At 42.0% G+C, this 18,549-nt stretch carries 17 protein-coding genes; 2 read left to right on the top strand and 15 right to left on the bottom strand.

All coding sequences use genetic code 11. The features are described from left to right. Positions 1 to 297: 297 nt before the first annotated feature. From AN619_RS05670 to AN619_RS05625, 10 genes are all read right to left on the bottom strand, one after another. Positions 298 to 564, bottom strand: coding sequence for a Veg family protein (locus AN619_RS05670; RefSeq protein ID WP_068555630.1), 267 nt, complete (start codon positions 562 to 564; stop codon positions 298 to 300). 64 nt (positions 565 to 628) lie between these two features. Further along, positions 629 to 763: a hypothetical protein gene (locus tag AN619_RS16470; protein WP_278279852.1), complete on the bottom strand. Its 135-nt coding sequence runs from the start codon at positions 761 to 763 to the stop codon at positions 629 to 631. 40 nt (positions 764 to 803) lie between these two features. Next, positions 804 to 2,240 (bottom strand): stage II sporulation protein D, encoded by a 1,437-nt coding sequence (gene spoIID, locus AN619_RS05665; RefSeq protein WP_068555626.1) that lies wholly within the window; start codon positions 2,238 to 2,240, stop codon positions 804 to 806. A 34-nt stretch (positions 2,241 to 2,274) separates the two neighbouring features. After that, positions 2,275 to 3,159: a sporulation peptidase YabG gene (gene yabG / locus AN619_RS05660; RefSeq protein ID WP_068555625.1), complete on the bottom strand. Its 885-nt coding sequence runs from the start codon at positions 3,157 to 3,159 to the stop codon at positions 2,275 to 2,277. 109 nt (positions 3,160 to 3,268) lie between these two features. Next, entirely contained in the window at positions 3,269 to 4,009 is a 741-nt protein-coding gene (gene fabG / locus AN619_RS05655; protein ID WP_068555623.1) for a 3-oxoacyl-[acyl-carrier-protein] reductase, read from the bottom strand. Between the two features lie 89 nt (positions 4,010 to 4,098). Further along, complete coding sequence (locus AN619_RS05650; RefSeq protein ID WP_068555622.1) at positions 4,099 to 5,820, bottom strand: sigma-54 interaction domain-containing protein; 1,722 nt, start codon at positions 5,818 to 5,820, stop codon at positions 4,099 to 4,101. Between the two features lie 186 nt (positions 5,821 to 6,006). After that, a complete protein-coding gene (locus tag AN619_RS05645; RefSeq protein ID WP_068555621.1) occupies positions 6,007 to 7,185 on the bottom strand; it encodes an acetyl-CoA C-acetyltransferase in 1,179 nt (392 codons plus the stop codon). Positions 7,186 to 7,504: 319 nt separating this feature from the next. Next, entirely contained in the window at positions 7,505 to 8,899 is a 1,395-nt protein-coding gene (locus AN619_RS05640) for a GntP family permease (RefSeq protein ID WP_198153248.1), read from the bottom strand. A 228-nt stretch (positions 8,900 to 9,127) separates the two neighbouring features. After that, a complete protein-coding gene (locus AN619_RS05635; protein ID WP_278279851.1) occupies positions 9,128 to 10,681 on the bottom strand; it encodes an acyl CoA:acetate/3-ketoacid CoA transferase in 1,554 nt (517 codons plus the stop codon). A 377-nt stretch (positions 10,682 to 11,058) separates the two neighbouring features. Continuing rightward, positions 11,059 to 11,478: a MaoC family dehydratase gene (locus tag AN619_RS05625; RefSeq protein WP_068555615.1), complete on the bottom strand. Its 420-nt coding sequence runs from the start codon at positions 11,476 to 11,478 to the stop codon at positions 11,059 to 11,061. Positions 11,479 to 11,759: 281 nt separating this feature from the next. Between AN619_RS05625 and AN619_RS05620 the strand changes: the two genes are divergently transcribed. Beyond that, positions 11,760 to 12,551, top strand: coding sequence for a glycosyltransferase family 2 protein (locus AN619_RS05620; RefSeq protein WP_068555613.1), 792 nt, complete (start codon positions 11,760 to 11,762; stop codon positions 12,549 to 12,551). 123 nt (positions 12,552 to 12,674) lie between these two features. On the opposite strand, the gene AN619_RS05615 is transcribed toward AN619_RS05620, so the two are convergent. The 3 genes from AN619_RS05615 to ltaE all read right to left on the bottom strand — a co-directional run bounded on the left by AN619_RS05615 (position 12,675) and on the right by ltaE (position 15,715). Further along, on the bottom strand, positions 12,675 to 13,670 hold the full coding sequence (locus AN619_RS05615; RefSeq protein ID WP_068555611.1) for a CotS family spore coat protein: 996 nt from the start codon (positions 13,668 to 13,670) through the stop codon (positions 12,675 to 12,677). A gap of 184 nt (positions 13,671 to 13,854) precedes the next feature. Then, on the bottom strand, positions 13,855 to 14,391 hold the full coding sequence (locus tag AN619_RS05610) for a YhcN/YlaJ family sporulation lipoprotein (RefSeq protein ID WP_068555609.1): 537 nt from the start codon (positions 14,389 to 14,391) through the stop codon (positions 13,855 to 13,857). A 295-nt stretch (positions 14,392 to 14,686) separates the two neighbouring features. Beyond that, positions 14,687 to 15,715, bottom strand: a complete 1,029-nt coding sequence (gene ltaE, locus AN619_RS05605) for a low-specificity L-threonine aldolase (RefSeq protein WP_068555607.1) — start codon at positions 15,713 to 15,715, stop codon at positions 14,687 to 14,689. Positions 15,716 to 16,154: 439 nt separating this feature from the next. Between ltaE and AN619_RS05600 the strand changes: the two genes are divergently transcribed. After that, on the top strand, positions 16,155 to 16,391 hold the full coding sequence (locus tag AN619_RS05600) for a hypothetical protein (protein WP_068555605.1): 237 nt from the start codon (positions 16,155 to 16,157) through the stop codon (positions 16,389 to 16,391). A 90-nt stretch (positions 16,392 to 16,481) separates the two neighbouring features. On the opposite strand, the gene AN619_RS05595 is transcribed toward AN619_RS05600, so the two are convergent. Continuing rightward, positions 16,482 to 17,540: a CotS family spore coat protein gene (locus AN619_RS05595; RefSeq protein WP_068555603.1), complete on the bottom strand. Its 1,059-nt coding sequence runs from the start codon at positions 17,538 to 17,540 to the stop codon at positions 16,482 to 16,484. After that, on the bottom strand, positions 17,530 to 18,540 hold the full coding sequence (locus tag AN619_RS05590) for a CotS family spore coat protein (RefSeq protein ID WP_068555601.1): 1,011 nt from the start codon (positions 18,538 to 18,540) through the stop codon (positions 17,530 to 17,532). The genes AN619_RS05595 and AN619_RS05590 overlap by 11 nt, the downstream gene beginning before the upstream one ends. Positions 18,541 to 18,549: the final 9 nt, after the last annotated feature.

The following is an 18,549-nucleotide window of genomic DNA, read 5'->3' as shown; positions in this document are numbered from 1 at the left end:
TCAAGTGCTGTTTTTTCAATATATCCGTACTTTTTCCATTAATTGTAATATCCTTGGATATTCATTCAATGTATATTTTTCCATTTAATTACAAATTCCTTCTGTTTTTTGTATGCCTCCATATGCCTGCAAATTATTTCGTATTCGAATATTATTTGCATAATGTATAAAAATCGAGCAGAATTTATAAAAAATTTTTTCGAATTTCAAATGGCACAGAAAATTTTGGATAAATCCTTGCAAAAAACTCTCCTAAAAAAGATACAAACCGCCTATGGAAACATAAGCGGTTTTCATCTAGCTTACTTGTACTTTCTTTTCGTCTTTGCATAAAGTAATTTCTACGGTTTCCGTCAATATATCTGAATAGCTGTAAGAAACTCTCCTGATTGTGTTATATCCTCCGTCAATACGCACTACAAAGATGTTAGGGTAAGTTGTTTCAAGAATGCCTTCTTTTATCGATACCTTTTTTCTCCCTTTATTGGCCTTCAGTCTAACCTTTTCTCCAACTAAATGCTCCACACTCTTCCTTATTTCGGCCAAAGTATTTTTGGTAGCCACCTAATCACCTTCTTTCAAAGTATACAGTATTATTATAACACATTGTACATATTTGTCAATTTTTTTAACTAAATATTATACAATGGATCACATGCATTGTCAATAAATCTCTGTTTTCCCTTGATGCGTCCAAAATCTTCAAAAAATGATAAGCAAATCCATCATGGTAAAAGGTCTGTGATCTCCTCGCCGCCATCATAAATGTATCCCCCTAGAAGAGGGATACATTTGTTCCTTTTCTATTCATAGGTGTAATATTTGACCAAAGCCCGGGCAATTGCCTCTGCGGCATCCTCTTGAAATTTTCTATCCCTAAGCTTCATCTCTTCCTCCGGATTTGTAATAAAGGCCACTTCGATTTGCAAGACCGTCGTTCTTGCTTCCCTTAATAAATAAAAATCGGCAATTTTCACGCCTCTTTCCGCTGTCCCCAGACGGTTGGACAATTCTTTCAATATTAAGGTTCCCAAGGCTTCTCCATCACGGTCTCCTCGATAGTGGTAAATTTCACTGCCCGAGATATTGGGATTGGCAAAGGCATTTTGATGTATGCTTAGAAAGAAATTTGGCCTTACGCTATTGGCAATCGCTGCCCTCTTGCTTAACGGCACGTATACATCCTCGGTTCTTGTCTCATAGACTTCTGCCCCGGCTTCCCTAAGCAGCTCTGCCAGCTTCAAACTAATCGCCAAATTGATATCTTTTTCCCTCGTACCCATGGGACCTACATTATCTTCTGAGTTATTTCCTCCGTGTCCGGGATCCAGTACAATTATTTTCCCACTTAAAGGCTTATTTATACTTCGTTTTTCAAACTGTTTCACCTGGATGCCCGTAAAATAATAATTTAAGATCTCTTCGGCATCTTTGCCTTCAAGGGCCATGGCATTTGCCCCATACTGGCAAAGCCCCAAACCATGCCCTTTTCCTCCCGTTTCAAATTTAAAGGCAATGGGTTTCCAGCCAAATCTGGTGGAATCCAATCCTAGCAGTTTCATAACTTCTGTTCCCTGAAAGGTCTTGCCGCCTATCTTTAGTTCCACAATGCGGCCAGCTTCATCCCTGCAGATATTTTCTATCATCCCTTCAATCCATGGACCTCCCGTAGGAGAAACGTCTGACATGCGCACATTTAATTTTTCTTCTATCTCTTCCAAGGTCATTTCAACCGACTGTTTCCAATAGGGAGAATTTCTGCAATAATCACACAAGACCTTTCTTAAATATAAAATTTTGTTGCCCTCGACATTTTCAGAATTTTCCGTAGCTCCCCCGCAAGTAGCGTGAAACTTCGGCTCAATAGGTTTATTGTTGATGGTAATGATTTTATCCTCTGTTTCCCTTACTGCTTGATCCAATTTGTTCCAATTTATATAAAAATCACTGCCCCATAAATCCTGCAGCAACGCCTTTGATATCCATTGCCCGCAATGTCCGTCGGTACACAAATCCACATTGTTGTATTTTCCGCATCCATTTCCTCCAAATACTTTGATTTTTCTTACAAGAAATGTTCTAACCATAATCGCTTGTGCTTTTAGGGCTTCCATTTCAAAGGATATAGGCATTTGGGCAGCAATCATTTCCTTCATCAATTCTGCCATAGACTTCATGATCATTTGCTTCGTCAAATGGTCATATATTTTGATATAAATTGTTTCTTTCCTATCATCCAACTTCTTCCCCCCCTTTTTGCCGTTTGGGTCCTGATTATTGATAGGGTGATTTTGGAAGTCCTTGCCTATATTTTCCTCTCGTCTGCAATCCCCCCACGCCTTTCAAACCTGTAATGGTATTTTCTAATATCTCTTCAATGGGAATAAATCGATCCACGCTGGTGTAGGCAATTTTTTCACATATAAATACGGGGTCTAAGCAATGAATTAATACCCGGTGGGGTGAGCTGGCAAAATTTGCTCCTACAGCCAGAATGGCTTCATAGTGAGATTGACAAGCCCCGGCAAAAATAACGAGATCATCCATATTGGGCTCGTATCTTCTGGCTTCCTTGACAGCTTCAATAAAATATTTTGAACTCCTATAGTTCTCAATATTGGTAAAGTCCTTGTATCCCCTCAAAAGACTATCATGGCCTGTGATTACCAGGATATCCGGTGCATGCTCCTGCAGCAGCTCTACCACTGCCTTGGGTTGTTCCGCCTCCGGTATCTGTTTTCCGATGGCTTCAATTTCCAGCTGCTTGTAGGTTTTCAGGCAAACATCCAGATATTCTCCATCTCCATCCAGATGCAGAACTTTTCCGGATTTTCCAAAGGGTATGCCCCCTTTGATATGTTCCGGCACCGTTCTGGTCAACCCGTAACGTCCTTCATATCTTTGACTTCTCTCTCTTAAAATTCTTTTTACAATCTTATCCACTTTTTTATGAAAGGAATGATGAAATTCATCTAGTTTATTCAATGGCACACGGTGCAGATCCTCCTCGGGGGCATCAGCAATAATGCGCAGATCTACCCCCTTGAGCAGGATCATACTTGGTCTTCCTGGGCGTTCAATAATGTCTACAACCTTAAACAATATATCATAGTCATAAGACTTTCTCGCAACAAAATCTCCTATCTTTAAATGGTTCATTCAATATTTCCTCCCAGATAAATTATTCTGTAATATCATAGTATGTGCTGGAAATACCGGTGGTGCATTATCAAAAAAGAAATCGAGGCTGCTTTGGCCTCGATTTCTTTTATAATACTACACCGCCGTCTACACTGAGCACGGCACCTGTCACAAATTTTGCTTCATCGGATGCCAGATATACATAGGCATTGGCAATGTCTTCGGGATAACCCAAGGTCTTTAGGGGAGATTTTTCCTTCATCATTTCCAATACCTTCTCAGGCATTTTCTCTGTCATCGGCGTTACAATAAAACCTGGAGCAACGGCATTTACTCGGATCCCCTTGGGCCCTAACTCCTTCGCCCATGATTTTGCCATGCCGATGACGCCCCACTTGGTGGCGGCATAGTTGGTCTGTCCGAAGTTTCCATAGATGCCTACGAGGGAGGATGCATTCAAAATGACTCCCGATTTCTGTTCGATCATTACCTTCGCGGCAGCTTGCCCGCAATTGAATACACCCTTTAGGTTTACTGCAATCACTTTGTCCCATTGTTCTTCCGTCATCTTTTCCAATCTTGCATCGGCAGTAATTCCCGCATTGTTTACCAAAATATCTAATCGTCCGTATGTTGCTACCGTATCGGCCACCATTTTTTCCACCTGGGCCCTATGGGTTACATCCACAATCATACCGGTTGCTTCTCCGCCGGCTGCCTTAATTTTTTCTACCACTTGCTGCACATCGGTTTCATTTACATCCGCCACCACGACTTTTGCCCCTTCCTCGGCAAATCGCAGGCAAGTAGCTTCTCCAATCCCTCTTCCTCCGCCTGTAATAATGGCCACCTTATCCTTTAATCTCATCCTATCTTCCTCCTTTAATCATTTTTTTATGGAAGCCCTTTCTCCTGCTTTTCATGCAATGACCGTGCCAAAAGCCACAACAGCCATATCTATAATCCATATTTCTCTATTTTTTGATAAAGGCTGGTTCTGCTAATGCCTAATCGCTTTGCTGCCTCCTTCTTGTTGCCGTTTACCGCTTTCAGACAGTTATCAATCATTTCTCTTTCTAGACGTTCCATGGCAGTTTTGAAATCTTCAATCTCATGGCAGATTTGATGGCTGTTCTCTATAATTTTCCTCGGAAGATGATGGGTTTCAATAACCGTTTCTTTATCCAGCAGATTTAAAGCCCTTTCCAGTACATTCTCCAGCTCCCTTACGTTACCAGGCCAGGAATAATTCATCAAATAGTTCATAGCCTCATCGGAAATACCGGTCACGATGATTCCCATATGATGGGATAATTTATTCAGCAAGTGTTTGGTTATGGCCCTCATGTCGGCAATTCTCTCCCTTAAGGGAGGAATATGGATGGTCATCACATTTAAACGGTAATAGAGATCTTCCCGAAACTTGCCCTGTTCCACAAGCACCTCCAATTTTTTATTGGTAGCGGCAATAATACGAACATCAATTTTTTTAGTTTTCGTCCCGCCAACCCGCTCAATCTCTTTTTCCTGAAGAACTCTTAAGAGTTTGGCCTGCATCTTTATGTCCATATCTCCTATTTCGTCCAAAAAAATGCTCCCTTTTTCCGCCAGCTCAAATTTCCCCAGTTTCCCGCCTTTTTTCGCTCCCGTAAAGGCCCCCTCCTCATAGCCGAACAGTTCGGACTCTAGCAGTTCCGAGGGAATGGCGGCACAATTTACCTTGATAAAGGGACCATTGGCCCGATGACTAAAATTATGGATGGCATGGGCGAATAACTCTTTTCCCGTACCGCTTTCTCCTAGGATCAGCACATTGGAATCGCTTTTTGCTGCCTTTTTACTAATATTTTTTACCCGTACAATGCTAGGGCTCGTTCCCACAATATTTTCAAAGGAATATTTCCCTGCCCGTTCCTTTTTCAGCGCCTCACGGTAGTATTCCAATTCCTTTTCCATTTTGCTCACTTTTTTGGCCATGGTGTTAAAATCGCTGATATCCTTGAAGTTCACCTTTCCCACGGCACCGATAACCTTCCCGTCCACAATGACCGGAAGCCTTGTGGCAATCATATAGTTGCCTTTGATTTCTTGAATATCTCCAATCTCGGCCTTGCCTGTTTTGGCCACGATATGCATCCGGGTATTAGGAATGACCTGCGTCACATGTTTGCCGATAGCCTCCTCCTTTTTCAGTTCTAAAAAATCCAAATAGGTCTGGCTCATCATGGTGACAATCCCTTCCCGATTTACAACAACAATCCAGTCATAGGCCGTTTCAAAGATTGTCTCCAAAATCCTGGAATGCTCCTTCTCCGCCATCAACGCCCTATCCATGCGGTTATAGTCTGTCATATCTGTAAATATGGCCAAGGCTCCTACCACCTGGTCCTTATGAAAAATAGGTGTTCGATTGGCAATAAAATCCCTTTTATTTTTGCTAAATACAATTCCCAATTCAATTTCTCGGGTCTTCATTACCCGGTAGAGGGTTGTATCCTCTATGAGCTCCTTCATTTTCTTTCCGATGTAATCCTTTGACTCCACTCCCAAAAGTCTTGCCGCCGCTGTATTGAGATAAGTTACATTTTCCTCCGTGTCAATAGCCACAATCCCGTCGGCAGAGATATCGACCAAAGTATTCAATAGACTGTGCACATAGATATAGTTATCACGATCCATCCCATCACTTCTCTCCATTGATATATGGGTATACAACTTTGGGGTTACATTTATCTAAACATTATCGTTCTTAAAATATTCCATTTTCATTAGAACCAATCGGCGGCGACTGATCGCTGCCCACTGGCAACCGGGGACAATCAACAGGGGATGGCCTCTTGCCACCCCCTGTATCTATTGATCTTTCTATTTTCTTTCTACAACAAGGGCTGTACCCATTCCTCCGCCGATGCACAGCGTTGCCAGGCCCCGTTTTGCATCTCTTTTTTGCATTTCGTAAAGGAGTGTAACAAGAATTCGGGCTCCGCTGGCTCCTACGGGGTGTCCTAAAGCAATGGCGCCGCCATTGACATTGACTTTTTCAGGATTTAGGCCCAAATCCCTGACTACAGCAATGGATTGGGCGGCAAAAGCTTCGTTGGCCTCTATCAAATCAATGTCATCGGCGGTAAGACCTGCTTTTTGCAAGGCCTTTTGGGAAGCAGAAACAGGACCTACACCCATAATGCTTGGATCCACACCTGTGGTAGCATAGGATACAATAGTGGCCATAGGCTGAATGCCCAATTCTTCAGCCTTCTCTCTGGACATGATCACCAGGGCTGCGGCACCATCATTGATGCCAGAGGCATTGCCTGCCGTTACTGTACCATCTTTTTTGAAAGCCGGCTTCAGTTTTTGAAGACTCTCTAAGGTAACGCCTTCCTTGATGTATTCATCTGCATCAAAAATCACAGTGCCTTTCTTTGTCTTGATTTCCACAGGAACAATTTCATCTTTGAATCTGCCTTCTTTTTTTGCCTTTTCCGCCTTGTTTTGGCTGGCTACGGCAAAGGCATCCTGTTCTTCACGGGTAATTCCCCACTGTTCGGCAACGTTTTCCGCCGTTACACCCATATGATAGTTATTGAATACATCCGTCAAAGCGTCGTGAATCATGGAATCCAAAAATTCACCATGGCCCATTCTGTGTCCCCAGCGGGAATTTTTCACAAGATACGGCGCCTGGCTCATTACCTCCGTTCCGCCTGCGATCACAATATCATTGTCCCCTGTCATAATCGTTTGTGCTGCTAGGGATACTGTTCTAAGACCTGAACCGCAAAGAATGTTTACTGTCGTTGCCGGAACCTCTACAGGGATACCTGCTTTGACAGCTGCCTGTCTGGCAACCCCTTGTCCGTGCCCTGCCTGCAATATACAGCCCATGTAAACTTCATCTACCTGTTCCGGTCGGATGCCTGCTCTCTGGATTGCTTCCTTTATCACAATTGCCCCTAATTCTCCTGGGGTAAATCCCGCCAAGGATCCGTTAAAGTTTCCTATGGGCGTTCTCACTGCGCTGGCGATCACAACTTCTCTCATCTTTATTCCTCCCTGCGTATTTGATAGATTAATGATGATAAATAAAAAATATTATGCAAATTTCTTGCCAAAGGCCAAAGGCTGTACAGAGGCTCTTTATGAGCTTCTCCTTGTTCATTTTTCCGTAAAAAATGTTTGATTTTTCGTACACTTCCTATTATATCGTAAGTTGCTATTGGATTTCTATTCTATCTTTTGTGAAAATTATTTTTTCCCTTTTCCCTCTTTTCATTTGCTTATGATGTGAATAGGAGAAAGCCCAATTTCCCGAATGCCGCAGAAATTGGGCTGTTGCCCTTATTTCCTATGAAAAGAAGGATTATACAATGCCCATAGTACCGAGGATGATGGCTACAATGGTTGTAATTACCGGAATCACCACGGAAACCATACCGATGTCTGCATAGGATTGCTTATGATTTAAACCGCAAATACCAAGCAATGTGATGACTGCACCATTATGGGGCAATGAGTCAAAGCCGCCGCAGGATAGGGTCGTAATTCTGTGGAGCACCTCCGGATTGATGCCGTTTTGCAAGGCAAGGTTATAGAAGGTTTCACCCATGGCACCGAGGGCAATACTCATACCGCCCGATGCGGAACCGGTAATACCGGCCAATACGTTTACGGAAATGGCTGTACCGATTAATGGATTGCCAGGAGCTATGCCAAGGATACCCTCCTTGATAATGGCAAAGGCGGCCAAGCCGGCAATAACGTTTCCGTAACCTACCTCAGAGGCAGTATTTAAGATGGCCAACATGGAACCGTAAGCCCCTTTGTTGATGGTTTCCATCATGTTGATTCGCTTGAAGTTTGTCACAACGATAAATAGAATGGACACCACCAGTGCGATGATAATACTCCAGATACCGATGACCTTTCCGGGCGTTGTGTTGTATTTTTCAAGGATTGGAACTAAGGCTTGCTCCTGCCCAGGAAAATATATCTTGGATAGGAAGAAATTCAACACCAATACAATGATGATGGGAAGTATTGCCATTCCTACCGACGGAAGGGGCTTTTCCAAGCCGGCTTCTGCCGCAGCCGCAGTTTCATCGACTATGCCGTCGGGCAGATAGCCTTCGCCGTTGGCGATAAATCTTTTTGCCCTCATTTGCAGCCAGTAGGTTCCCAAAACAAACATCAGAATACCGGCAATGATACCTAGAATAGGTGCAGCATAGGCATCCGTCTTAAAGAAGGGGATGGGAATGGCGTTTTGAATTTGGGGCGTACCGGGAAGGGCTGTCATGGTAAAAGTAAAAGAACCTAAGGCAATACAAGCGGGTATCAACCGTTTTGGTGTTCCTGTCTCCCTAAAGAGTGCTGCTGCTAATGGATACACAGCAAAGGCAACAACGAATAGGGAAACACCGCCGTAAGTTAACACGCCACAGGACAATACAATCGCCAAGATAGCCCTGTCTTTCCCTACTTTTTCAACGATCCAGTGGGCAATCGCCTTTGCCGCACCAGTTTCATCCATCAGTTTGCCGAAAATTGCTCCCAATAGGAACAATGGGAAATAGGCCTTTGCATAGTTGGCCAGATTCACCATAAATACTTCTGTGTAGGTAGGCAATAGTGCTACCCCGCCGCTGAAAAATGCTGCCAATAATGCTAGGATCGGAGCCAGTACCAATACGGTAATCCCCCGATAGGCCAAATACATCAATAAGGCCAATGAAAGTATGATACCAAAAACACCCATGAAAATACCTCCTTATTTTTATAAATCACTAACTTTAACAGTTAGTTCCTGGCAGTTAGCAGACGAAAGTTCATCAGAAAACTTTGTTATAGCACATAGGAAATTATGTGCTTTCATCAATTGTGGATAAATCATAATTTCCGTCACGGGTTTCATGAAAGTCCTTCTTTAAATCTTCCAACGGAAGACTTTGTTATCAATCACTGACAGTCGGCGACTAACAGTACATTACAGAGTTAATCCCATCTTTTCATCCTGAAATATACGACCATCCATTATTTTCAAATTCTCACTGACGATTGGCTGAAACTCCATTTGATGCAATATATCCCTTTCCAGATCGATTCCCGGAGCAATTTCTATCAGTACAATGCCCTCGTCCTTTAGTTCAAAGACGGCTCGTTCTGTGATATAGAGGACCGGCTGTTTGGACTCTTTGGCGTATTGGCCGCTGAAGGTAATTTGCTCTACCCTTTCAATAAATTTCTTCACTTTTCCTTCGTTTTCAATGACCAATTTCCCGTCCTTGGTGCTTACCTCCAACCCTCCTGCCGTAAAAGTCCCACAGAAAATAACCTTTTTAGCATTCTGGGTAATATTGATAAATCCCCCTGCCCCTGCGATCTTCGGTCCGAATTTGCTTACATTGATATTTCCGTCTTTATCACATTGGGCCAATCCTAAAAAGGCCACATCCAATCCACCGCCGTCATAGAAATCAAACTGATAAGGCTGATCAATAATGGCCTCTGCATTGATCGCCGCGCCAAAACTTTGTCCTCCTGCAGGAATTCCTCCGATAGGACCAGGCTCTACCGTAAGAATCATCTGATCGCCTACGCCTTCTTCATTGGCCACCAGGGCTACGCCTTCGGGCATTCCGATTCCCAAATTGACAATGGCATTGGGAATAAGTTCCATGGCCGCACGTCTTGCAATAATTTTTCGATCGTCCAAAGCCATTGGTTTTACTGAATTGACCGGTATCCGTATTTCTCCGCTGTATGCAGGATTATAAGCTTCCGCAAAGGTCTGCATATGGTTTTTCATATCTGCCACAGGGACAATGGTGTCCACGTAAATTCCTGGTATTTTGACCATCCTTGGATCCAAGGAGCCTGCCTTTACAACTTTTTCTACTTGTACAATCACCTTTCCTCCTGAATTTTTTACTGCTTGGGCGATGGACAATACCTCCAGAGTTCCTACTTCTTTTTCCATGGTAACGTTACCATTTTCATCGGCATAGGTTCCACGAATCAATGCAAAGTGAATGGGGAATGCCTTATACAACAGGTATTCCTTTCCCAGAATCTCCACCACTTCCACAATGTCTTCCTTCGTAATCTCGTTTAATTTGCCCCCTTCTACCCTTGGATCAACAAAAGTTTTCAATCCTACACGGGTAATGGTGCCGGGCTTTTTGGCAGCAATATCTCTAAAAAGCTGGGAAATTGCTCCCTGGGGAAGATTATAGGCTTCAATTTTATTTTCAAAGGCAAGTTTTTGTACCTTTGGGACCAATCCCCAATGGCCTCCAATCACCCTTTTCAGAAGCCCTTCATGGCCAAGATGGTTTAATCCCCGTTCTTTTCCGTCTCCCTGACCGGCTGCATAAACCAAAGTTAGGTTTTTTGGTTCTCCTGTTTCCAGAAATCGTTTTTCCAACGCAATTTCCAATTCTTCCGGAACAGCATTTCCTACAAAGCCTGCCGTAGCAATGGTGCTGTTGCTGTCAATCATTCTCACTGCTTCCTCTGCTGTATGGATTTTTACTCTCACGCAAACAACCTTCCTTTCTTTGAAAATGTTTTCATACATGCTGTCAAAGCAATTTTTATGCCAAGTAAACAGACCCATGGAATAAAAAGGAATTTGTCCCCCGGCAAATCCTTGGATAGATCATTATGTTTTGCAATGCCGTTCAAATCCCATTGTCCATGATATCTTTCCATAGTCCTTGCCAACAATAAACATTTTATTCCCAGAAATGGGTATTCATTTCCTTTTGCATGTTCATTTTCTTTACATAGCATCCTTTGCTCCTAGCAATGAAATTTCCTTTGTTTTTCACTATTCTAAAAATTCTGTCTGTGTTCATCAAATGAACATATTCTTTTACAAGCTCCTTTTCCGCCAAATGGTAAAAAGATATTATTTTAACATACTTTTTTCGGTGCCATCACCACTGCAACACCGTCCAACACCACCGCACCATGCTGATTGTAGCAAGTTGTTTTCAGCTTGATTCTCCCTTTCTCCATTTTTTCAATCACTTCTGCTACAGCCTTCACTGTATCTCCGATGTAAACAGGCGCCGTAAATTTGAGCTCCTGGGATATATAGATGGTCCCGGGTCCCGGGAGCTGCATGCCCAATACTGCAGAAATAAATCCTGCCGACAACATCCCATGGGCAATTCTTCCCTTAAACATTGTTTCTTCAGAAACTCTTTGATTGATGTGGGCAGGATTCAGGTCTCCCGTGATGCCCGCAAAAAGATAGACGTCCGTTTCCGTTACAGTTTTTTCAAAGCTGGCTTGATCGCCGATTTGGATTTGATCATAGGTTTTTGCCATAAAGAGAACCCCCTTTTGTTTGTTAATTAACTGTTTATTTCTATGTTCATTTTTATTGCAATGATGATGCCAATTTTGCATAGCTTTTTAAAATCCTCAATTTTTTCAGCATTTTACCCTTTTTTTCTTTCACAAGTAGCCTTTTGATTTGTTAATAATTTAACTTTTTTCTGTTTATTTTTATAGAAGAGTGTCCGCTTTTTTGCACACTATATGGAACATCACCTTTACATGATGGACTTCGTAATATATAGTAATAGAACATAGAAGGGGTAATTGTCATGATTTATACGGTAGTACCCGTCAAAAATGAAGAAAATAAGATTGGTCAGACTTTAGAGATGCTCCTGTCTACCAAGAGCGACAAGATCATCGTCATATTGAACGGATGTGAAGACAATTCTCTGGAAGTTGTAAAAAATTTTAATGCCCCTTCCATGGAGGCGGTATATTTTAATAAACCTCTAGGCATGGATGTGCCTAGGGCAGCAGGGGCTTGGATTGCCCGCAAAGAAGATGCGGAGGGTGTGGTCTTTGTAGACGGTGATATGAATGGTGATATTGCCGGGCATATCAATGCACTGATCAAAGGCCTGAGAGAAGAAAAAATAGACATGGCGTTAACCAATTGTTATCCCGAAGAAACTGCAAAAAGCTCCATGGCAAAAATGCTGCTCTCCTTTCGGAAGCAGCTGAACCTGGAGTTGGGTATCTACGACAAAATCGGCTATGCCAATCCAAGCCATGGCCCCCATGGAGTCTCCAGAAGATTATTGGAGAAAGTCCCCATTGTAGAATTTGCCATTCCTCCTGTGGTATTGGCCATGGCCGTAAAAAACAACTTCAACATTTCCGCTTCTGCTGCGATTCCTGCTGCTTTGCTTCAATCTACCACAAGGGATGAATTTCACGCCCATCAAATTGCAAAAACCATCATCGGAGACTGCATCGAAGCTGTACAATTCTATAAAGGCAAAGAGAGGACCCGAGGATATGATGGCATCATTTTTACAGGCTATCATAAAAACAGGCGTTTTGACCTGCTAGATGCTTTTATGGCGGTTAGCGGTTAGCAATAAGGGGCTAGCAACAATTAAGCATTTTCTATAGGCTACCCCCTATCCCCCTTTGGCGGCGAAGCCTACATCTCAAGGGTTTCGGAACATTTTATTGCTTACTTTTTCCCATATTCGATGCTACATAAATTTCTTATAATATTTTTCTAGGAAATCTATCTGGAAGGGCATATCTCCTATTGTTTCTTCTAAATACCGCAAAAATACATCCTCCGTCCAACCATATTTTTCATAGTAATACCGGTTGCAAACGCGCCAAAATCTTTGAGGAAATTGAAATAAGGTTGCCATCAGCTTCAATTCCCGGTCAGACAAGCTTCTTACTTGATGGTAGCTGTCTATCAGTTCCATGGCCATATCAAAATCCCAATAAAACCTTCTTATATTCCTCATAATCAAATGGGCCAGATCATAACATCTCAGCTCATATTTGCAGTAGTCAAAGTCAATAACATGCTGATTTCCTTCCATATCTACAATAATATTGTGATAAGTATAATCATGATGGCATAAATAGTATTCCTTTTCCTCTTCCTCCACCTGCTCGAAATATCCGTTGCCCTGAAGCATTTGTACGGCACTGAGTCCCATTCTGTAGCACGTATCTACATTCCTTAAAAACAAAGTGTCTACCGTATCCTTGACCGACTTCATCTTCACCAGATTTTTGATATAGATCAAATCTTCACAGCGCTGAAGATAAATCTTTGTCCACTTTCCCAAATCCGATTTTGCCTTGCTGTTTTCAAGGGCCACATATCCTTTGGAGGCTATGTGGAATCTCCCCAAGTTTCTTGCTGCCTCTTGGATCTCCAAAGGGTTATGAAAATCGCACTCCCTTCCGTCTATCCACTTTGTCATGATGTAGAGATCATCCTTATACTTGACAAAAGGTTTGCGGTAAACCGTTCGATAACGGTCTGTGCGGTCAAATCCGTTTTCAGCCAGGTATTCCTTTGCCCCGTATAAAAACAAAAGTTTATCTTCCTTGTAATTAATTTTTTTCAAGCAAAAGCGTCCTTCATTGCTGTCCACCAAATATACTGCCCGGAGAGGAATGATTGTGCTCACCTTTAATCCAAATCTTCTGGCAATCTCTCCTATTTTTGTTTCCAATTCGCATCCCTCCTCCCATATATACTATGCTGAGGAAGTTTCATCGGGCACAGGAAAGATTTTTTTTAGGATTATTTGCTGTTTCATCTTTGAAATTTCATAGCAAAACGAATGGGAAGCATTACGACTTCCCATCCAACATCATATCTTGCATTTCCTATTATTTGGCTGCTAATTCCTATGGCTACGTTCTCGGCACTGGTCTTCTAAATAATTCTTCGATTTGATCAATAAAACCGGAAATTGGCCTTCCTGCACGGATATCTCTGCCGTAGGCCCTTAATCTTCCTACTACATCGGGATTTGCAGATACATAAATGGGCCCTAAGCTTGGTTCCAGCGATGTCACCCTTTGAACAACTTCTTTTCGAATAGCATCTACCCTTGTATCCGGTACATTCGTTCCTAAATCCACTCCAATATATGCAGTATTATTATTCACCAGCACCGCTGCATTTCTTACCCCTTCAATCCTTTCTACTTCCCTTAAAATTCTTGTTTCCATCGCCCTATTCATATCGTTGCCAATATTCCTTGCGGAACCGATATCTTCATTGGGAACATTCGTGTTATCAGGTTTCATTGGTGCAGTTTCAGGCGCCGGTGTTGTAGGTGGCGTTGGACTTGGAACCGGCCTTCGCGCAGGTGTACAACCTACGATTAAAAGAGAAAAAATGAGAAAGAAAACAACCGCTTTGAAAATATATTTATTGAATCTCATACTCGGTCTCCTTTCATGGATAAATATTTTTTATCCTACTCATATTGTTTAAAATTTTTCTATCCTTTACACCCTGTAAAATCTAATAAATTTATGAATGGATGGATAAAAAAGAAATTCCATGAAAATAAGACATCGTTTTGCATTTTTGTAAATTATTTTATTTTAGAATTTTTTGATTTATTTCCCGTTTATTCCATGTAATAATTTTCCTGTTCATGCCTGTACCCCTTTTCTTCAGCCACCATCTGCCAGCTGCCAGTTAGCTGTATTCCTTTGTCTTTTGTTTGAGAAATTATGTTCCCAGCACTTCCCTCATGACCGCTACCACATGATAAATGTCTTCTTTGCTTACCCAATAGTTGGTTACAAAACGCATCATACCATCTTCCCCGGGATTGATCTTAATCCCTCTCTCCAAAAATCTTTCCACCAGTTTGTCGGAATCATATCCCGTTTCCTTCATATCAAAGAATACCATATTGATATGGATATCCTCCAAATTCACTCGAATGCCGGGAATGTTTGAAAGTTCCCTTCCTAGGAGCAGGGCATTGTCATGGTCTTCCTTCAACCGCTTGATCATATCCCTTAAAGCTACCAAACCAGCAGCCGCCAAAAATCCAGTCTGGCGCAGACCCCCGCCCATCAGTTTTCTCCCTTTCCTCGCCCGGTCTATAAAGACCTTGGACCCTGCCAGAATAGATCCTACGGGAGCACAAAGCCCCTTGGAAAGACAACACATGACGGAATCGCAGTATTTTGTAATCTCTTTTACATCCACCTCCAGAGCAACGGCTGCATTAAAAACCCTTGCACCATCCAAATGAACTGGAATATCATGTCTTTTGGCAATTTCCCAGACACCCTTCATATTGTCAAGGGATATAACTCTGCCGTTGGAGTGGGCATTCTCCAGACAAATTAATCCTGTGGAAGGATAATGGATATCTTCCCCCCTTATTTTGGAAGCTACTTCTTCGGGATTCATCTCTCCCTTATGGGTTGCCAGGGTTCTTAGCTGTACCCCGGCTATGACCGAGGCCCCTCCCACCTCGTGCATAACGATGTGGCAATCATCCGACAGAATTACTTCATCCCCCCGTTTGCAGTGGGTAAAAAGGGCTAGCTGATTCCCAAAGGTTCCGCTGGGAACAAAAATGGCTGCCTCCTTTCCCAACAACTCTGCCGCATATTCCTCTAATTTTTTTACCGTAGGATCGTCTCCATATACATCGTCGCCCACCTCCGCTCTGTACATGGCTTCCCGCATGGCATCCGTAGGTACGGTTACTGTGTCGCTCCTTAAATCAATCCACCGCATGACATCCTCCTCCAATCATTTTCATTCCGCTGAAAACTACCATAACTTTATTATACTGTATTTCTCCCTGTGAGGATGCAGCAATTTTTCATCTCCCTATCGAATATATAGATTTACAACTTCAAAATTGAATTCACTTGAAAAGATTATATTTTTTGAATCGCAGTTCGCCGCCAGTTATCAGTTACCAGCTACCAGTACTGGTGGCTGATGACTGGTAGCTGGCAACAAAGCATTTGCTCCATAAAAAACCTATCTTCATAAAGGCATAAATCAAACTTTCCCGTTGTATGTCTAAAAAAATGATGCAAAGACTTCCCCTGAGCATTGATTATTTCCTTATTTATCATTTTCTTTAAGAAAGATTTTTTAACACTTTTCATTGGACAGAATATATTGGTAGGGGAAGGACCCATATCAAAATAAGGGAGGTATATATATGAGCCACAAGCATCACCGGCCAAAATGCAAATGTATAGATAGAGACCGTGAAAAATGCAAAGCTCTTTTATGCAGGCTCGAAGAAGAATACTGCAGAAAAAGATGTGCCTTGAAAGAAGCAATCAAAGACACCGAATGCCGCTTAAAAGCATTGAAAGATGAATTGGATGCCTTGGACAAATGTTATGAAAAGGAAGTCAGGGCCATTAAAAAACAGTGTGAATCTCGCTGCTAACTGCACAAAATTATCGCCATCAACCGGATGCACCCTTTTCAAGGCTTGCAATTTCCTTATACCCATAATCCCCATAGAAAATGACCGGAGTTACATTCCGGTCATTTCTTTGAATTCCTGCAAAAAATCTTCCCGTAATTCTTTCCACTCGGACTTCTGTAGAATCTTCCCCATGTAGGTTTCGGCACTCCACGATTTATTTTCTATATAAAACTGACTGGCAATCCTCCAAAAATCCGTGGGAAATTTCAAGTATGCGTAGATTCCCTTGAGTTCATCCTGGCTTAAGCGATCCTGCCGATGATAGCTGTCTAAAATAAATTCTGCTCGGCCGATGTACCAAAAACATTTTTTGAGATTTCTTTGGATGATACTGGCAATATCATTGATTCTTAGATCAAAAACACAATAATCAAAATCTAGTATAGCCACATCCTTATGGTCATAGGACACCAAAACATTATGATACGCATAATCATTATGGCAAAAACTTTTTTCTTTCCTAGCTTGTTCCACTAGTCCTTGATAATCAAATTGTTCAAAACACGCCACGGCTTCTTGAGCTTCCTCATAGTAATAGTCCACAAACTTTAAAAAAACTTCATCAAACTTTATCTTATCTTGCTTTTTTTGTGCCATTCCTTTCATTTCCATCAATTCATCACATCGGGCTTTGAAAATTTGAGGCCATTTCCCCAGTAAATCCCTGCTAGGATCATGATGGAACGGGGTAAAACCCTTGGAGGCTCGATGAAGTTCTGCCAATGTCTTTACGGCAATATCCAATTCAATGGGATTTTCATAGTCACATTCTCTTCCGTCAATCCAATCCGTCATCAGATAGGCATCTTCTCCATCACTCAAAAATAGGTTGCCGTCCAGGGTCCTGCGGATTCTTGAAACTTTGTAAAATCCGTTTTTTATCAGATGTTCAATGGCATCATTGGTAAAGTATATATTTTTTGGATCTGATTTCATTTTTTTTAAGCATTTGAAGCCCTGATCCGTTTCGATCCGATAAATTCCTCTCTTCGGTACAATATCGATTACCTTTAGTCCATAGGCTCTGAATACATTGGGTGTCAGTATATAGTCTACCAGAATTTCTACTTCCTCCTCTCTGCTCCATTCCACAGGCTCATGCATCATTCCTCACCACCCCGGACAAGTTGAGATCCATTAAATTTTTCTTCATTTTTTCTGCTTTTAATGCCTTTTTTAATTTTTTATTCCAATAATTGTCGGACCCGCTGCTTTTATTTTTATAATATTTTTCTATCACTTTAAAGTATTCGTGGGGAAATCGGATATAGGCCTGAATGATTTTAATTTCATCATTGCTCAAAGGATTATGGGCATGATATTCCCCTAAGATGTCTGGAATTTTCTCGCTCCTTTCCAGATTCTCCAGAATCAAATCGGCCACATCGATGATTTTGATGTCATGCTTGGCATCTTCTAAGGAAAAGATCTTTATCTCTTGCTCCTGATTCTTTATAAAATTTTTCTCACTCCAACGGTGGATGCACAGCTCCCTCTTTTTCATAGATTCCTCCACAATATCGAGGTAAGGCGTTTCTTTGAGCATCATGATGCATTGATGCCCCATTTCCAAATGGTTGTCGATACTCTCCAAGATCGCCTTTTCTGTTTTTTCCGGGCGATGTTTTTCCCTAAGAAGCTGCTTCATTTTATTTCCTAAGGTGCAGTACCCCTGAAACACCCAAGGCCATCTTCCCCATTCCGTTCTTACTTTGCTTCCGGCAATGGCCTTAAAGCCCTGGGAAGATTTATGAAAATCCGCCATGATCTTTATTACCCTCTGCAGGTCTGTTCCATCATCATATGTGATGGATTTATATTCCTCCCATGCAACCATTTGAAAGGGGCCTTCCTCCGTAACCATGTAAGGCTTCCCATCCCTTGTGGCAAGAACATCCAAAAGCTGTTGAAATCCTTTCCCCTTTAGGTACTGGTATATGGAATAATGAAAAAGTATTTCTGCCTCACTGGAACCAAGGGCCTTCAGTTGAAATTTTCCCCGGTTTGTTTCCAATAACCAACCGCTCTGTTGCGTCACCATGCCATAGACATCAAAACCATAGTTCCTTTTTATTTCCACTGCCAAAGGCTGTTTTTTCCAAATCATTTTTTATTT

Origin of the sequence: Thermotalea metallivorans (assembly GCF_001562415.1) — a bacterium.
GTDB lineage: Bacteria > Bacillota > Clostridia > Peptostreptococcales > Thermotaleaceae > Thermotalea > Thermotalea metallivorans.
Note: the sequence above shows the minus strand (reverse complement) of the source record. Positions and strands in the feature narration are given on the sequence as shown.

Bases quoted from the DNA above. Each gene is read 5' to 3' on its own strand.
- AN619_RS16470 (WP_278279852.1), bottom strand. From the start codon at position 763: ATGATGGCGGCGAGGAGATCACAGACCTTTTACCATGATGGATTTGCT.
- yabG (WP_068555625.1), bottom strand. From the start codon at position 3,159: ATGAACCATTTAAAGATAGGAGATTTTGTTGCGAGAAAGTCTTATGAC.
- fabG (WP_068555623.1), bottom strand. From the start codon at position 4,009: ATGAGATTAAAGGATAAGGTGGCCATTATTACAGGCGGAGGAAGAGGG.
- AN619_RS05650 (WP_068555622.1), bottom strand. From the start codon at position 5,820: ATGGATCGTGATAACTATATCTATGTGCACAGTCTATTGAATACTTTG.
- AN619_RS05645 (WP_068555621.1), bottom strand. From the start codon at position 7,185: ATGAGAGAAGTTGTGATCGCCAGCGCAGTGAGAACGCCCATAGGAAAC.
- AN619_RS05640 (WP_198153248.1), bottom strand. From the start codon at position 8,899: ATGGGTGTTTTTGGTATCATACTTTCATTGGCCTTATTGATGTATTTG.
- AN619_RS05625 (WP_068555615.1), bottom strand. From the start codon at position 11,478: ATGGCAAAAACCTATGATCAAATCCAAATCGGCGATCAAGCCAGCTTT.
- AN619_RS05620 (WP_068555613.1), top strand. From the start codon at position 11,760: ATGATTTATACGGTAGTACCCGTCAAAAATGAAGAAAATAAGATTGGT.
- AN619_RS05610 (WP_068555609.1), bottom strand. From the start codon at position 14,391: ATGAGATTCAATAAATATATTTTCAAAGCGGTTGTTTTCTTTCTCATT.
- ltaE (WP_068555607.1), bottom strand. From the start codon at position 15,715: ATGCGGTGGATTGATTTAAGGAGCGACACAGTAACCGTACCTACGGAT.
- AN619_RS05600 (WP_068555605.1), top strand. From the start codon at position 16,155: ATGAGCCACAAGCATCACCGGCCAAAATGCAAATGTATAGATAGAGAC.
- AN619_RS05595 (WP_068555603.1), bottom strand. From the start codon at position 17,540: ATGATGCATGAGCCTGTGGAATGGAGCAGAGAGGAGGAAGTAGAAATT.
- AN619_RS05590 (WP_068555601.1), bottom strand. From the start codon at position 18,540: ATGATTTGGAAAAAACAGCCTTTGGCAGTGGAAATAAAAAGGAACTAT.